Origin of the sequence: Kitasatospora sp. NBC_00315, assembly GCF_041435095.1 — a bacterium.
Taxonomy (GTDB): Bacteria; Actinomycetota; Actinomycetes; order Streptomycetales; family Streptomycetaceae; genus Kitasatospora.
Genome location: NZ_CP108025.1, coordinates 1,587,648 through 1,602,988, shown reverse-complemented (window position 1 = coordinate 1,602,988; position 15,341 = coordinate 1,587,648). Strand labels below are relative to the sequence as shown.

The window sequence follows — 15,341 nt, the reverse complement described above, 5'->3', positions numbered from 1 at the left end:
CGTGGACCGGGGCTACAGGGTCCCGGTGATGTGCTCGGGCCGGACCGGGATCCGGTGGAGCGCCTTGCCGGTCGCCTGGCGGATGGCCGCGACGATGCACGGCGTGGCCGAGACGGTCGGGGCCTCGCCGACACCGCGCAGCCCGTACGGGGCGTTGGGGTCGGGGAGTTCCAGCATGTCGACCGGGATCGGCGGGGTGTCCAGGATGGTGGGGATCAGGTAGTCGGTGAAGGACGCGTTGCGCACCTTCCCGTCCTTGACGATGATCTCCTCCATCACGGCCAGACCCAGCGCCTGGGTGCAGCCGCCCTGGATCTGCCCGATCACGGAGAGCGGGTTGAGCGCCTTGCCGACGTCCTGGGCGGCGGTCAGCTCGACCACCTTGACCAGGCCGAGTTCGACGTCCACGTCGACCACCGCGCGGTTGGCGCAGAAGGTGTACTGGACGTGGCCGAAGCCCTGCCCGGTCTCCTTGTCGAACGGGACGGTCGGGCGGTGGTGGTGCTCGCGGGTGAGGTCGATCGCCTCGTCGCCGAGCAGGTCGACCATCGGGACCAGCGGGCCGGCGGACTCGGAGACCACCTTGCCGCCGCTCAGCGTGATGTCGCTCTGGGTCCAGCCGTAGCGCCGGCGGCCCTTCTCGATCAGCGCGGCCTTCACGGCCTCGGCCGCGTACTTCACCGCGCCGCCCGTCATGTACGTCTGACGGGAGGCGGAGGTGGAGCCCGCCGAGCCGACCTCGGTGTTGGCCGGGTGGATGGTGACCTGCTCGACGCCCAGCTCGGTCCGGGCGATCTGGGCGTGCACGGTGACGCCGCCCTGGCCGACCTCGGCCATCGCGGTGTGCACCATGGCGACCGGTTCGCCGCCGATGACCTCCAGGCGGACCCGGGCGGTGGAGTAGTCGTCGAAGCCCTCGGAGAAGCCGACGTTCTTGATGCCGACCGAGTAGCCGATGCCGCGGACGATGCCCTCGCCGTGCGAGGTGTTGGACAGCGCGCCGGGCAGCGTGCGGACGTCCAGGTTCTCCAGGTCCAGCGGCGGCGGCAGCGGCATGTCCTTCACCCGCTGAAGCAGCTCGGCGACCGGGGCGGGGGAGTCGATGACCTGGCCGGTGGGCATCGAGTCGCCCTCCGACATCGCGTTCAGCTGGCGCAGCTCGACCGGGTCCATACCGATCGCCTCGGCCAGCTTGTCCATCTGCGACTCGTACGCGAAGGCGGCCTGGACGGCGCCGAAGCCGCGCATCGCGCCGCAGGACGGGTTGTTGCTGTAGAGGGCGATCGCCTCCATCCGCACGTTCGGGATGTTGTACGGGCCGTGGCCCAGCGAGGCGGCGTTGCCGACCACGGCGGGGGAGGCGGAGGCGTACGCGCCGCCGTCCAGCACGATCCGGGCGTCGGCGAAGACCAGCCGGCCGTCGCGGGTGACGCCGTGCTCGTAGGTCATCTTCGCCGGGTGGCGGTGCACGTGGCCGAAGAAGGACTCGTCCCGGGCATAGACGATCTTGACGGGTTTGCCGGTGCGCTGCGCCAGCAGGCTCGCGTGGATCTGCATCGAGAGGTCCTCGCGGCCGCCGAAGGCGCCGCCCACACCGGCCAGCGTGAGCCGGACCTTGTCCTCCGGCAGACCGAGCACCGGCGCCATCTGCTGGCGGTCCACGTGCAGCCACTGGGTGGCCACGTAGAGGTCGATGCCGCCGTCCTCGGCGGGTACGGCCAGGCCGGACTCCGGGCCGAGGAAGGCCTGGTCCTGCATGCCGACCTCGTAGTCGGACTTGATGATCACGTCGGCCAGCGCGCGGATCTCGTCCGTGACGCCGCCGCCGTGCACCAGCTTCTGGCTGTGGCAGATGTTGCCGGAGCCGTGCGACTTGTACTCGTGCGGCTCGTGGACGTAGCCGTGGATCTCGGGGGCGAGGCACTGCTCCTCGGTGACGATCGGGTTGAGCACCTCGTACTCGACCTTGATCTTCTTCACCGCGCGGCGGGCCGTCTCCGGGTGGTCGGCCGCGACGATCGCGATCGCCTCACCGTGGTAGCGGACCTTGTCGATCGCCAGGGCCGGCTGGTCCTGGATCTCCAGGCCGTAGAACTTGCTGCCCGGGATGTCCTCGTGGGTCAGCACCGCGTAGACGCCGGGCAGCTTGAGCGCCTCGGAGATGTCCACCGAGAGGATGTCGGCCCGGGGGTGCGGCGAGCGCAGCGCCATGCCCCAGAGCATGTCCTCGTGCCACATGTCCGACGAGTACGCGAACTCGCCCCTGACCTTGAGGGTGCCGTCCGGGCGCAGCGGGGAGCCGCCGATGCCGTCCTTGCTGGCCTGCCGGATGTCCTGAAGGTTCTTCTCACCCTGGATGGTACGAGTACTCATTCGGAGGCCGCCTTCGCGCACTTGCGGGCGGAAGCGAGCCGCACCGCGTCCATGATCTTCTCGTAGCCGGTGCAGCGGCACAGGTTCCCCGAGAGGGCCTCGCGGATGTCCGTGTCGCTGGGCTGGGCGTCGGCGTCCAGCAGCGCGTCGGTCTGCACCAGCAGGCCGGGGGTGCAGAAACCGCACTGCACGGCGCCGGCGTCGATGAACGCCTGCTGGACGAGGCCGAGCTCGCCGTTCTCGTCCGACAGGCCCTCGACGGTGCGGACCTCGCGGCCCTGCACCTGGCCGGCCGCGACCAGGCACGAACAGACCGGGGTGCCGTCCAGATAGACCGTGCAGGAGCCGCACTCGCCCTGCTCGCAGGCGTTCTTGGAACCCGGCAGGCCGACCCGCTCGCGCAGCACGTACAGAAGGCTCTCGCCCTCCCAGACGTCGTCCGCCTCCACGGGCTTGCCGTTGGCGGTGAAAGTCACCCTCATGCCGCGCTCCTGATCTGCTTGCTGTAGTCGTTCCACGTCCAGGTGAGGGTGCGCCGGGCCATCACGGCCAGCGAGTGCCGGCGGTAGTCGGCGGTGCCGCGGACGTCGTCGATCGGCGAGGCGGCGGCCTTCACCAGCTCACCGAAGGTCTGGATCACCTCGGTGCCCAGCAGGTCGCCGGACTCCCACAGGCCGCGCTCGGCGAGCACGCCCCGCAGGTACTCCTCGGCCTCGACGGCCCGGCGCGGCGTGGGGGCGGCCGAGCCGATCCCGGTGCCGACGGTGCCGTTCTTGGGGTGCAGGGCGAAGCCGAACGCGCAGACCGCGATGACCATCGCGTTGCGGGTGCCGATCTTCGAGAACTGCTGCGGGCCGTCCGCGACCGGGATGTGCACCCGGCGGATCAGCTCGTCCTGCTCCATCGAGTTGCGCTTCACCCCGACGTAGAAGTCGTCGATCGCGATTCTCCGGGTGCCCCGGGCCTGCGAGGCGACCTCGACGAAGACGTCCCGGCCGGCGGCCAGCAGCGCGGGGTGGGCGTCACCGGCGGGGGAGGCCCCGCCGAGGTTGCCGCCGACGCCGCCCCGGTTGCGGATCTGGGGGGATCCGACGGTGTGGGCCGCCAGTGCGAGACCGGGCAGCGGGCCGGAGAGCTCGTTGATGATCCGGGTGTACGGAACCGAGGCGCCGAGCGCGACCACCCCGTCCGTGGTCTCCCACTCGGCGAGCTCGGTGATGCGGTTGAGGTCGAGAATCGCGGATGGCCGGTGCACGTCGAAGTTCATCTCGACCATGACGTCCGTACCGCCCGAGATGGGCAGCGCGGTCGGGTACTCAGCCTTCGCCGCGAGTGCCTCGTCCCAGGTAGCGGGCCGAAGGAACTCCATGCGGGTGTCTCCTCAAGTCGTTGCCTGCTCGGACAGCTGGGCACTGTGCCCGGGATCCGAACGGTCCCGCCCGGTTGGGCGCGTCCGTCCGGGTCTCGAAACCCAGGTGTCCTGGACCTTGCTACCGTCTCGTTGCCGAAGCGTTGAGTCCAGGTCACCGGGGCGTGTCCGGCGGCGTGTGGCCAGTGAACCGCCGACGGCCCACCCGGAGGCAGTCACCGATGGCATGAAGCCCGTGCCGTACGGCCGCCCGGCATCCTGTACGTTCCTCTAAGGCGGACAATCGCCCTGTCCAGCGGCCGCGGGGCCGCCACCTACGACCGTAATCCGGCCGTGACGGCGGAGCTACGGGCCCGTGACCCGGCAGGAGCCCGACGCGTCACGCCGGGCGCCGATGTTCGGGCACACTGTGAGCCCCGCAGGCGAGCCCGACGGCTGCGCCCCCGCCCTGTTCAAGACCGTCACCCCAGCCGAAGGAGTCTGCGGATGCGTGTCCGTGACCTGCTCGCCCCCGGAGCCCCCAGACTGCGGCTGCTCGCCGGCGAGGACGAGCTCGACCGCCAGGTCAGCGGCGTCATGACCACGGACCTGCACGACCCCGGGCGCTACCTGCACGGCGGCGAGCTGGTGCTCACCGGCATGCTCTGGCGCACCGCCCCGGCCGACTCCGAGCGCTTCGTGCGCACGCTCGCGACCGGCGGCGCCGTCGCCCTGGCGGCCGGCGAGGCCGAGGTCGGGCCCGTCCCCGAGGACCTGGTCGAGGCCTGTCGCCGCCACCGGATGCCGCTGCTCGCGGTGCCCGACGACATCGCCTTCGGCACCGTCACCGAGTTCATCGGCCGACAGGTGTCCGCGGACCGGGCCGCCGACCTCTCCGCCCTCGTCGACCGCCACCGGATGCTGGTCTCCGCGGCCGGCGGCGGTGGCCTGGACGCCGTCCTGGACCTGCTCGGCGGCGACCTGGACCTCGACTGCTGGGTGCTCACCCCCACCGGCGCGGTGATCGCCGGCCCCGCCGACCGGCTCGGCGCCGAGGACCGCGACCAGCTGGTCCGCGCCCACCTCGGGGCCCAGCGCCAGCGCCGGCGCCCGCCGCACCGGGCCAGGCTCGCCTCCGGCTCCTACTCGCTGCTGCCCGCCTCGGCGACGCCCGACGCCGAGGCGCCGCTCGCCGACTGGCTGCTCGCGGTCGCCGGCGACGTCACCGAGTGGACCGCCAAGCGCCAGCAGCTCGCCGAGAACCTGGCCCGCCTGGTGGCCGCCGAGCGCACCCGCCGCGACGAGGGCCGCCGGCTGCGCCGCCGGCTGGCCGACGAGGTGCTGACCCTGCTCCAGCGCGACGCCGACCCGGCCGAGATCAGCCGCACCCTGTACGCGTCGGCGGCGATGGCCGCCCGCTACGAGGGGCGCGAGCCCAAGCCGCAGGCGACGGAGGGGTCCTGGCTGGTGGTCAGCGCCGAGGGCACGGGACTGCCCGAGGGAGCGGTCCGCTCGATCCTGGAGGAAGCTCTCACCGAGACCTCCGACCGGGCGCTGGTCGCCGGCGGCGGCAGCGGCGCGGTCGTCGTGCTGCCCGCCCCGGACACCGCCGTCCCCGCCGACACGCTGCGCGAGCTGCTCGCGCCGCTGGAGGCCGGCCTCGGCTCCGAGGGCCGGATCACCCTCGGCGTCTCCGCCCCGGCCCAGGAGGCGGGCGGCCTGCGCGGCGCGCTGGAGGAGGCCCGGCACGCCCGCCGGATCGCCGCCGCCCGGGTCGGCCGGGTCTGCGTGGCCGGCCCCGAGGAGCTGGCCTCGCACGTCCTGCTGCTGGCCGCCGTCCCCGACGAGGTCCGCCGGGCCTTCCGCAGCCGCCTGCTCGACAAGGTCATCGCGTACGACATCGAGCACCAGGCCGACCTGGTCCGCACGCTGGAGGCCTTCCTGCGCTCGGACGGCTCCTGGACGCGCTGCGCCGCCCAGCTGCACGTGCACGTGAACACCCTGCGCTACCGGATCGGCCGGATCGAGGAGTTGACCGGCCGTGACCTCTCCCGCCTGGAGGACCGGGTGGACTTCTACCTGGCGCTGGAACTGGCCTGAGCCCCGGGGCCGCGTGCCGCTCGGGCCGCGGCCCCGTCGTGAGGCCCCGTCGTGAGGCCCCGTCATGAGGCCCCGTCATGAGGCCCCGTCATGCCGAAGGGCCCCCGCTCGCGGGGGCCCTTCGGCATGTTCGCGGCTCGGCTCCGGCCGTCCCGGTCAGGGCTGGACGGGGATGACGCCGGTCAGCCACTCGAAGACGCCCGGCACCATCGGCCGCCAGACGTCGCTGGCGTGCGGCCCGGTGGTCTCCACGGGCTGGACGGTGGTCGGGGCCTTGGCCACCGCCTTGAGCGCCAGCGCGTCCTCGAACCCGTCGCCCTTGTTGCCGCTGAGGTAGAGCGCGACCTTCGGCGGCTGCGCCGCGGTCCTCAGCATGGTGACCGGGTTGTTGGCCTCGCGCAGTTTCGGGTCCTGGCCGACCAGCGACTCCGCCTCGATGGCGGGGTCGTTGTAGCCGGAGAGGCTGACTCCGGCGCGGTAGCGGTTGGGGTGGGCGATGGCCAGCTTGGTGGCGCAGTGCGCGCCGGCCGAGTACCCGGCGACCGCCCAGCGGTCGGCGGACGGGTCGACCCGGAAGTTGTCCAGCACCATCTGCGGCACGTCGCGGGCCAGCCAGGTCTCGGCGTTGGCCTTGCCGGGGACGTCGGTGCAGCCGGCGTCGACCTTGTTGCCCAGCAGCAGGGTGCGCGGCGAGACCAGGATGAAGGGAGCCACCTTGCCCTGCTGCATCAGCGGCTTGAGCTGCTCGGACACCTTGAGCGTGCCGTACCAGGTGCTGGAGGAGCCGGGCCAGCCGGGGATCAGCTCGACGACCGGGAACTTCTTGTCCTTGTAGGCGGGCTCGTCGTACTGCGGCGGCAGCCAGACCAGCACCTCGCCGTCGATCCCGGAGAGCCGGCCCTTGAGGTCGGTGCGCCTCACGTCACCGGGCACCTTGGGGTCGTCCACGTTCTTGAAGGACTGGATGACCTTCGCGGGGGACTTGCTGTCCTGGCCCGGGGCGCCGGGGCCGTCGGCGGGCGGCACCGCCGGTACGGCCCGGACGTGGTTGCCGGTCCCGAGCAGGTCGTCCCAGGTGCCGTAGATCAGGTTGGCGTTGTTGACCATGACGAAGACCATCAGCACGGCCGTGAGCTGGCAGAGGAGCAGCATGGCCAGTCTGGACAGGACCCGTAGGGGCTGCGGTCCGCGGACCTTGCCCCAGAACAGCATCGCCACCGCGATGGAGATCGGCACGAGGACGATCGTGCAGATGAAGAACGGTGTACCTGTCAGTTGCATCAAAGTCTCGTATCCGGGTTGCAAGCCGCCCGGGACCCGCGTGCCCGGTGCGCTCTCCAATGGGATGGGACGGCATGGAACGGAAGATCGGTTGCCGGCGAAGCTGTGGGGAAGCTGAGAGGAACATCACATTTTCCTGATGATCTGCTTCGGATCCCCGGACAGTCTGCCACCCGCGTGGGTGTCGTCGCAGAATTCGCCCAGCCAACTCCAAGGAAAGCCTCCGAACAGGCACGATACCGCCGCGGCCGGGCGAGGACGGGCGAGGCGGTCCCGGCATCCGGACACCCGGCGTCCCAGACTGGTGCACCAGGGACCGGCGGTGCGCGGCCGGCCGGCGAAGCAGGAGAGACGTACACATGAGGCGAACCCGACTCCGCCCGCTCTGTGCGGCGCTCGTGCTCGCGGCGGCCCTCGCGGGCTGCAGCAGCACCGGCGGAAGACGGGCCGAGCAGGCCCGCGAGCACGCCGCGACGGCCGGCGGGGCGGTGGACACCCCTCGCTGGAAGATCGCCATGGTCACCCACGCCGGTGCGGGCGACGCCTTCTGGGACACCGTCCGCAAGGGCGCCGAGCAGGCCGCGGCGAAGGACAACATCACCTTCCTCTACTCCAACGACGCGCAGACCCAGAACCAGGTCCAGCTCGTCCAGGCCGCGATCGACCAGCGGGTCGACGGTCTGCTGGTCTCCCTCGCCAAGGGCGACGCGCTCGGCCCGGTGCTGGCCAAGGCCAAGGCGGCCGGTATCCCGGTGATCAGCATCAACTCCGGCCAGGAGTTCTCGGCGCGGTTCGGGGCCCTCACCCACATCGGGCAGGACGAGACCACGGCGGGTCGGGCGGCCGGCGCCGCACTGGACGCCCGGGGCCGCAAGAACGTGCTCTGCGTGATCCACGAGCAGGGCAACGTGGGCCAGGAGCAGCGCTGCTCGGGCGCCCGGTCGATGTTCGGCGGGCAGTTCCAGACCCTCTACGTCGACGGCGTCAACATGCCCGACGCCAGGGCCGCCGTCTCCGCCGAGCTCCAGGCCGACCCCGCCCTGGACACCCTGCTGACGCTGAGCGCCCCGATCGCCGCCACCGCACTGCAGGCCGTCCAGGACGTCCGGCGCCCGGTCGAGCTCGACACCTTCGACCTGGGCCCGCAGGTGGTGACCGGCCTTCAGGCGGGCACCGTCGGCTTCGCCGTCGACCAGCAGCCCTACCTGCAGGGCTACGAGGGCGTCGACCTGCTCTGGTTGTACCGCTACAACCTGGACGTGCTCGGCGGTGGCGGGCCCGTGCTGACCGGCCCCCAGGTACTCACCGAGAACGACGCCGCCGCGCTCGCCCAGGACGTCGCCAGGGGCACCCGATGAACACTCCCGCGCCGCCGCCCGCCGACGTCCTGGCGACGGAACGGCCCCCGGTCGCCCGTCGGCTGCTGGCCCGCCCCGAGATCGGCGCGCTGTTCGCGGCCGTCGCGGTCTTCCTGTTCTTCGCGGTGGCCGCCGACAGCTTCCTCCGGGTCGCCTCCGTCGGGACGGTGCTCTACGCCGCGTCCACCATCGGGATCATGGCGGTGCCGGTCTCGCTGCTCATGATCGGCGGTGAGTTCGACCTCTCGGCCGGCGTCCTGGTCACCACCGCCGCGCTGACCTCCTCGATGGTCTCCTACCAGTTCACCGCCGTGACCTGGGTGGGCACGGCGGTCTCCCTGGTCGTCGTGCTGGCCGTCAGCGGTTTCAACGGCTGGGTGCTCGGCCGGACCGGGCTGCCCAGCTTCATCGTCACGCTCGGTACCTTCCTGATGCTCACCGGCGCCAACCTCGGCGTGACCAAACTGGTCACCGGGACGGTCACCACCAGGCCGATCTCCGACATGCAGGGCTTCGCCTCCTGCCGCTGGCTGTTCGCCTCCGAGGTCACCGTCGGCGGGCTGACGGTCAAGGCCACCGTCTGGTGGTGGCTGGCCCTGCTGCTGACCGGCAGCTGGGTGTTGCTGCGCACCGGCTTCGGCAACTGGATCTTCGCGGTGGGCGGTGACGCGGCCGCCGCCCGCGCGGTCGGCGTGCCGGTCGGGCGGACCAGGACCCTGCTCTACCTGGGCGTCGGCTTCTGCGCCTGGGTGCTGGGCCAGCACCTGCTGTACTCCTTCGACACGGTGCAGTCCGGCGAGGGGGTCGGCAACGAGCTGATCTACATCGTGGCGGCCGTCATCGGCGGCTGCCTGATCACCGGGGGCTACGGCTCGGTGGCCGGCTCCGCGCTCGGCGCGCTGATCTTCGGCATGACCAGCAAGGGCATCGTCTACGCGCAGTGGAACCCGGACTGGTTCAAGTTCTTCCTCGGTGCGATGCTGTTGCTCGCCGCGCTGCTGAACGCCTGGGTCCGCCGCCGGGTCGAGCGGGGGGTGCGGTGATGAGCGGCGACGAACTGCTCGCGCTGACCGGTGTCGGCAAGACGTACGGCTCCGTCCGCGCGCTGCGGGACGTCTCCCTGGCCCTGCACGCGGGCGAGATCAGCTGTGTGCTCGGTGACAACGGAGCCGGCAAGTCCACCCTCATCAAGATCATCGCCGGACTGCACCGGCACGACGAGGGCAGCTACACCATCGCCGGCGAGGAGGTCCGCCTCGACTCCCCCCGGCAGGCCCTGGACCGGGGCATCGCGACCGTCTACCAGGATCTCGCCGTCGTCCCGCTGATGCCGGTCTGGCGCAACTTCTTCCTCGGCTCGGAGCGCGGCGCGCTGCGACTGGACACCGCCGGGATGCGGTCCACCACCCGGGCGGCGCTGCTGCGGATGGGCATCGACCTGCACGACGTGGACCAGCCGATCGGCACCCTCTCCGGTGGCCAGCGGCAGTGTGTCGCGATCGCCAGGGCCGTCCACTTCGGCGCCCGGGTGCTGATCCTGGACGAACCGACGGCCGCGCTGGGCGTCAAGCAGTCCGGGGTGGTGCTCAGGTACGTCACGGCGGCCCGCGACGCCGGGCTGGGCGTGGTGCTGATCACGCACAACCCGCACCACGCCCACCTGGTCGGCGACCACTTCACCCTGTTGAAGCGGGGCAGGATGGCAGGGAGCCACCCGCGCGCCGAGATCACCCTCGAACAGCTGACCACCGAGATGGCGGGCGGTTCCGACCTCGCCGAGCTCAGCCACGAGCTGGCCCGGCCCGACACCCGTTCCGACACCCGGCCCCACATCCGTTCCGACACCCGTTCCGACACCCGGCCGGCGCCAGGCGCCGGCCCCCGCCCCGATGCCGGCACCGCTCCCGGCACCGACCCGAAGGAGGGTCCGCCGCAGTGACCGGTCCCCACGGCGCCGCCAAGCCGGCCGTCCTGCCCACCCTGCTGGGCCTCGGCCCGCGCGCCGAGCGCCGCCGCCGGGCCCTGCCCGCGAGCATCCTGCGGCTGCCCACCATCGGTATCGACATCGGCGGCACCAAGGTGGTCGCGGGCGTGGTGGACGGCGAGGGCAAGGTGCTGGAGAAGCTGCGCACCGACACCCCGGACAAGAGCAAGAGCGCCCGGGTGGTCGAGGACGTCATCGTCGACCTGGTGCTCCGGCTCGCCGACCGGCACGACGTGCACGCGGTCGGCGTCGGCGCGGCCGGCTGGGTCGACGCCGAGCGCTCGAAGATCCTCTTCGCCCCGCACCTGAACTGGCGCAACGAGCCGCTCCAGCAGGCGCTCAGCGAGCGGCTGCGGTTCCCGGTGGTGGTGGAGAACGACGCCAACGCCGCCGCCTGGGCCGAGTGGCGCTTCGGCGCCGGCCGCGGCGAGGACCACATGGTGATGCTGACGCTGGGCACCGGCATCGGCGGCGCCGTGGTGCGCGACGGCTACGTGGACCGCGGCAAGTACGGGCTGGCGGGCGAGTTCGGACACATGCAGGTCGTCCCCGGAGGGCACCGCTGCCCGTGCGGCAACCGAGGTTGCTGGGAGCAGTACTCCTCCGGGAACGCGTTGGTCCGGGACGCCCGCGAGCTGGTCGCCGAGGAGTCACCGGTGGTCGAGCCGCTGCTCGCCCGGGCCGGCGGTACAGCGGAGGGGATCACCGGTCCGCTGGTCACCGAGGCGGCCCGGGAGGGTGACCCGGTCGCCGTCGAGCTGCTGTACGAGGTCGGCACCTGGCTCGGCGTGGGTATCGCCAACCTGGCGGCCGCACTGGATCCCGGACGGTTCGTCATCGGCGGCGGCGTCTCGGAGGCGGGCGGCCTGCTGCTGGGGCCGGCCCGGGAGGCGTTCAGGCGGACCCTGACCGGCCGGGGTTTCCGGCCCGAGGCCGTGATCGTGCACGCCGCCCTCGGCAACGAGGCGGGACTGGTCGGCGCCGCCGACCTCGCGCGCCAGGTCGCGCGCCGGTTCCGCACCATCAAGCGGCGCCGGGTGGAGCGCGGGGCCACGTCCTGAGACCGCGGGGAGCGGTCGGCGCCGGGGGCGGGCCGGTTCGTGAACCGTCGTGACGGTACGGCCTGGCAGCCCGGGCGGCCGCCAGGCCGGGGTACGGGCTAGCTGCCGGCCGAACGGCGGGCGGATCCCTGCGGTGGTACGTCGGGTCTTCTTCTCTTGCGCTTTCTTCTTCTCATGGCGCCTCCCTTCTGTCGTGTGCGCGCCATGACAATGACTACCAGGAGTACTGCCGCACATGCAATGCGTAGTGAGTGTGGCGTGGGTAACTGGCGGCCCGGTGTCCGACGCCCTGTTGTCCTGTACACCTCGGCTGTGAAAGAACGGATCCTGACGCCGTCTCAGGAGGTCCCGCATGAGAGCCCTGGCCACCATCGCCCCGCAACTCCTGCTCGCCACCGCGCTCGTCTGTGCCACCGCGGCCCCGGCGCAGGCCGCCGGCCCACCGCCCAAGGTGCCCGAGGCCGTCGGTTACGGCGGGGCGGTGGCCAGTGTGGACGCCGACGCCACGGCGGCCGGGATCGAGGTGCTGCGCGCCGGCGGCAACGCGGTGGACGCGGCGGTCGCCACGGCCGCCGCCCTCGGCGTCACCGAGCCCTACTCGGCGGGCATCGGCGGTGGCGGCTACTTCGTCCACTACGACGCCGCCACCGGCCGGGTCTCCACCCTGGACGGCCGCGAGACGGCCTCACGGAGCGCCGACGACTCGCTCTTCCTGGAGGACGGCAAGCCGCTCGCCTTCGCCGACGCCGTCACCAGCGGCCTGTCGGTCGGCGTCCCCGGCACCGCCGCCACCTGGGAGAAGGCGCTCCAGCTCTGGGGCAGCCGCCCGCTCGCCACGGTGCTGGAGCCGGCCGAGCGGATCGCCGACCACGGCTTCACCGTCGATCCCACCTTCCGGGACCAGACGGCCGCGAACCAGGACCGCTTCAAGGACTTCCCGGCCACCAGCCGGCTCTTCCTGCCCGGCGGCGCGCCCCCGGCGGTCGGGTCCACGCTGCGCAACCCGGATCTCGCCGCCACCTACCGGGAGCTCGGGCGGGACGGCGCCGGCGCGTTCTACCGGGGGCCGATCGGCGCCGACGTCGTGCGGGCCCTCCAGCAGCCGCCGGTCGACCCCGCGTCCGGGCGGGTGGTGCGGCCGGGCGCGGTGGACGCGGCCGACCTCGCGGCCTACCGGCCGATCGCTCAGCAGCCCACCCACGTCGCGTACCGGGACTACGACGTCTACGGCATCGCTCCGTCCAGCTCCGGCGGCACCACCGTCGGCGAGGCGCTCGGCATCCTGGAGGACACCGACCTCGCGGCGGCCGACCCGGTGCAGTACTACCACCACTACCTGGAGGCCGGTCGGATCGCCTTCGCCGACCGCAACCGGTGGGTGGGCGACCCGCGCTTCTCGGACGTCCCGACCAGAGAGCTGCTCTCGCCCCGGTTCGCGGCCGCCAGGGCCTGCCTGATCAGCCCCGACCGGACGCTGACCAGCCCGCTCGCCCCCGGGGACCCGCGCCGTCCGGCCGACTGCGCGAGCGCGGGGCCCGCCGTCACCGAGACCTACGAGGGGCCGAGCACCACCCACCTGAGCGTCGCCGACCGCTGGGGCGACGTGGTCTCCTACACGCTGACGATCGAACAGACCGGCGGAAGCGGCATCGCCGTACCCGGGCGGGGCTTCCTGCTGAACAACGAGCTGACGGACTTCTCCTTCACCCCCAACACCCCCGGCGTACCGGATCCGAACCTGCCCGGGCCCGGCAAGCGGCCGCGCTCCTCGATCTCGCCGACCGTGGTGCTGCGCGACGGCGAGCCGCTGCTCGCGGTGGGTTCGCCCGGTGGCGCGACGATCATCACCACCGTGCTCCAGGTGCTGCTGGGCCGCCTGGACCGCGGCCTGACGCTGGAGCAGGCGATCGCCGCGCCCCGCGCCAGCCAGCGCAACACCGCCACCACCCAGGCCGAACCCGCCTTCCTCGCCCTGCCCGAGCGGGCCGCGCTGGAGGCGCTCGGACAGTCCTTCGCCGTCACCCCCGAGATCGGCGCGGCGACCGGCGTGGAGCGGCTGCCGGACGGCCGCTGGCTGGCCGCCGCCGAACCCGTGCGCCGGGGCGGGGGAGCCGCGGCGGTGGTACGGCCGTCCCGGTGATCCGACCGCCTGTCGGTGCCGGGCGGTAGATTCGGGGTGGGCGTCCGCAGGGGCGCCCACCCCGGCCGGCTGCCCGCCGGCTCCTCGTCCGTACCACCGGGAAGGCCGCCTGCCGTGACCGTCCGCATCGCCACCTGGAACATCAACTCCGTCACCGCCCGGTTGCCCAAACTCCTGGAGTGGCTGGAGAGCGCCGAGCCCGACGTGCTCTGCCTCCAGGAGCTCAAGTGCTCGGCGGAGGCCTTCCCGTACGAGGCCGTCCGGGAGCTCGGCTACGAGACGGCCGCGCACGGCAACGGCCGGTGGAACGGCGTGGCGATCGTCTCCCGGATCGGTCTGGAGGACGTCCACCGGGGCCTGCCCGAGCAGCCCGGCTACCTCGCCGACGACGCCCTGCTGGCGGACGTCGAGCCCCGCGCCGTCGCGGCGACCTGCGGGCCCGTCCGGGTCTGGTCGGTCTACGTGCCGAACGGCCGGGAGGTCGACCACGCGCACTACCGCTACAAGCTGGACTGGCTGGAGACCCTGCGCCGGGCCGTCATCGAGGACGCGGCGGGGGAGCGGCCGTTCGCCGTCCTCGGCGACTTCAACATCGCCCCCACCGACGAGGACGTGTTCGATGTCGCCGCCTTCGCCGGGCTGACGCACGTCACCCCGGCCGAGCGCGCCGCCCTCGGCAACCTGCGCGAGGCCGGCCTGCGGGACGTGGTGCCCCGCCCGCTGAAGTACGACCGGCCCTACACCTACTGGGACTACCGCCAGCTGGCCTTCCCGAAGAACCGGGGCATGCGGATCGACCTGACGTACGGCAACAAGGCGTTCGCCGAGGCCGTGACGGACAGCTATGTCGACCGCGAGGCCCGGAAGGGCAAGGGCACCTCCGACCACGCGCCGGTGGTGGTGGACCTCGACCTCTGAGCCGCGCCGGTCGGTGGGGCGCCGGTCGCGCAGAGCGACGAGCGTCCCCGAACGGTCCCGTGCGGTGGCCGCGGGGCGGGGTGCTGCCTAGCGTGTGGGGTGACTGGGTGTAGTTGTCCGACCACGTGGACACAGGAGTCCCCGACTGCGCCCGAGAATCCTGGAGGTTCCGGTATGCGCCCCACGCGTACGGCCGCCGCAGCTCTGACAGGTGCCACCCTGCTGATCGCCTTCTCGGCCCCGGCGGCGATGGCCAAGGACGGCGGCAAGGCGACCGTCAGTCCGTCCCAGGCCGCGCCGGGTCAGACCGTCACGGTCACCGTGTCCTGCGAGAAGAGCACCACCAAGACGATCACCGCCGAGTCCGCCGCGTTCGAGGGCGGCCCGGCCACCCTCACGCTCGGGGCGGACGGCCGGCACACCGGTTCGGCGAAGGTCGCGGACAAGCCCGGCGGCGACGCCAAGATCGACGGGAAGTGCCCCGACGGCGGCACCTTCTCGACCAGCGTGACGGTCACCACGGTGGTCGCCTCCGCGCCCGGCCACGGCGCCACCGCCCCGGCGGCCGGTGACTGGGACTCCTCGCTCGCCGGGCCGGCCGCCGGGCTGGTCGAGGAGCCGCACGGCGCGGTGAAGACCGGTCTCGGCGGCTCGGTGGGTGAGAGCCCGGCGGAGCTGGCGGGCGGCGCGGTCCTGGTGGCCGGCGGGGTGGGCGGCTTCCTGCTGCTGCGCCGCCGGACCACGGCCGACGCCCGGCCCGGCTCCCGGGGCGCCTGAG

12 protein-coding genes are annotated in these 15,341 nt (G+C 72.7%); 8 read left to right on the top strand and 4 right to left on the bottom strand.

All coding sequences use genetic code 11. From position 1 onward, the window contains the following. Positions 1 to 12 precede the first annotated feature (12 nt). From pucD to OG823_RS06650, 3 genes are read right to left on the bottom strand one after another with little or no spacing between them, the layout of a single operon-like run. The gene (gene pucD, locus OG823_RS06660; RefSeq protein WP_371478316.1) at positions 13 to 2,373 is read right to left on the bottom strand and encodes a xanthine dehydrogenase subunit D; all 2,361 of its coding nucleotides are present in this window, start codon (positions 2,371 to 2,373) and stop codon (positions 13 to 15) included. Further along, on the bottom strand, positions 2,370 to 2,855 hold the full coding sequence (locus OG823_RS06655; protein ID WP_371478315.1) for a (2Fe-2S)-binding protein: 486 nt from the start codon (positions 2,853 to 2,855) through the stop codon (positions 2,370 to 2,372). The genes pucD and OG823_RS06655 overlap by 4 nt, the downstream gene beginning before the upstream one ends. Continuing rightward, on the bottom strand, positions 2,852 to 3,742 hold the full coding sequence (locus tag OG823_RS06650; RefSeq protein WP_371478314.1) for a xanthine dehydrogenase family protein subunit M: 891 nt from the start codon (positions 3,740 to 3,742) through the stop codon (positions 2,852 to 2,854). The genes OG823_RS06655 and OG823_RS06650 overlap by 4 nt, the downstream gene beginning before the upstream one ends. Positions 3,743 to 4,228: 486 nt before the next feature. On the opposite strand from OG823_RS06650, the gene OG823_RS06645 reads away from it, so the two are divergent. Continuing rightward, entirely contained in the window at positions 4,229 to 5,821 is a 1,593-nt protein-coding gene (locus OG823_RS06645) for a PucR family transcriptional regulator (protein WP_371478313.1), read from the top strand. A gap of 156 nt (positions 5,822 to 5,977) precedes the next feature. Here OG823_RS06645 and OG823_RS06640 read toward each other — a convergent pair whose 3' ends face one another. Beyond that, positions 5,978 to 7,102, bottom strand: a complete 1,125-nt coding sequence (locus tag OG823_RS06640; RefSeq protein WP_371478311.1) for an alpha/beta hydrolase — start codon at positions 7,100 to 7,102, stop codon at positions 5,978 to 5,980. A 359-nt stretch (positions 7,103 to 7,461) separates the two neighbouring features. On the opposite strand from OG823_RS06640, the gene OG823_RS06635 reads away from it, so the two are divergent. The 7 genes from OG823_RS06635 (at position 7,462) to OG823_RS06605 (ending at position 15,340) form a co-directional block, all read left to right on the top strand. Next, positions 7,462 to 8,460 carry a substrate-binding domain-containing protein gene (locus OG823_RS06635; protein WP_371478309.1) on the top strand — a complete coding sequence of 333 codons (999 nt, stop codon included), beginning with the start codon at positions 7,462 to 7,464 and terminating at the stop codon, positions 8,458 to 8,460. Further along, complete coding sequence (locus OG823_RS06630) at positions 8,457 to 9,503, top strand: ABC transporter permease (RefSeq protein ID WP_371478307.1); 1,047 nt, start codon at positions 8,457 to 8,459, stop codon at positions 9,501 to 9,503. Before OG823_RS06635 ends, OG823_RS06630 begins: the two co-directional genes overlap by 4 nt. Beyond that, positions 9,503 to 10,399, top strand: coding sequence for an ATP-binding cassette domain-containing protein (locus OG823_RS06625; RefSeq protein WP_371478305.1), 897 nt, complete (start codon positions 9,503 to 9,505; stop codon positions 10,397 to 10,399). The genes OG823_RS06630 and OG823_RS06625 overlap by 1 nt, the downstream gene beginning before the upstream one ends. After that, positions 10,396 to 11,505 (top strand): ROK family glucokinase, encoded by a 1,110-nt coding sequence (locus OG823_RS06620; protein WP_371478303.1) that lies wholly within the window; start codon positions 10,396 to 10,398, stop codon positions 11,503 to 11,505. The genes OG823_RS06625 and OG823_RS06620 overlap by 4 nt, the downstream gene beginning before the upstream one ends. A gap of 352 nt (positions 11,506 to 11,857) precedes the next feature. Beyond that, positions 11,858 to 13,645 (top strand): gamma-glutamyltransferase, encoded by a 1,788-nt coding sequence (gene ggt / locus OG823_RS06615; protein WP_371478301.1) that lies wholly within the window; start codon positions 11,858 to 11,860, stop codon positions 13,643 to 13,645. Between the two features lie 114 nt (positions 13,646 to 13,759). Further along, positions 13,760 to 14,563: an exodeoxyribonuclease III gene (locus OG823_RS06610; RefSeq protein ID WP_371478299.1), complete on the top strand. Its 804-nt coding sequence runs from the start codon at positions 13,760 to 13,762 to the stop codon at positions 14,561 to 14,563. Between the two features lie 174 nt (positions 14,564 to 14,737). Next, positions 14,738 to 15,340, top strand: coding sequence for a hypothetical protein (locus OG823_RS06605; protein WP_371478297.1), 603 nt, complete (start codon positions 14,738 to 14,740; stop codon positions 15,338 to 15,340). Position 15,341 lies beyond the last annotated feature (1 nt).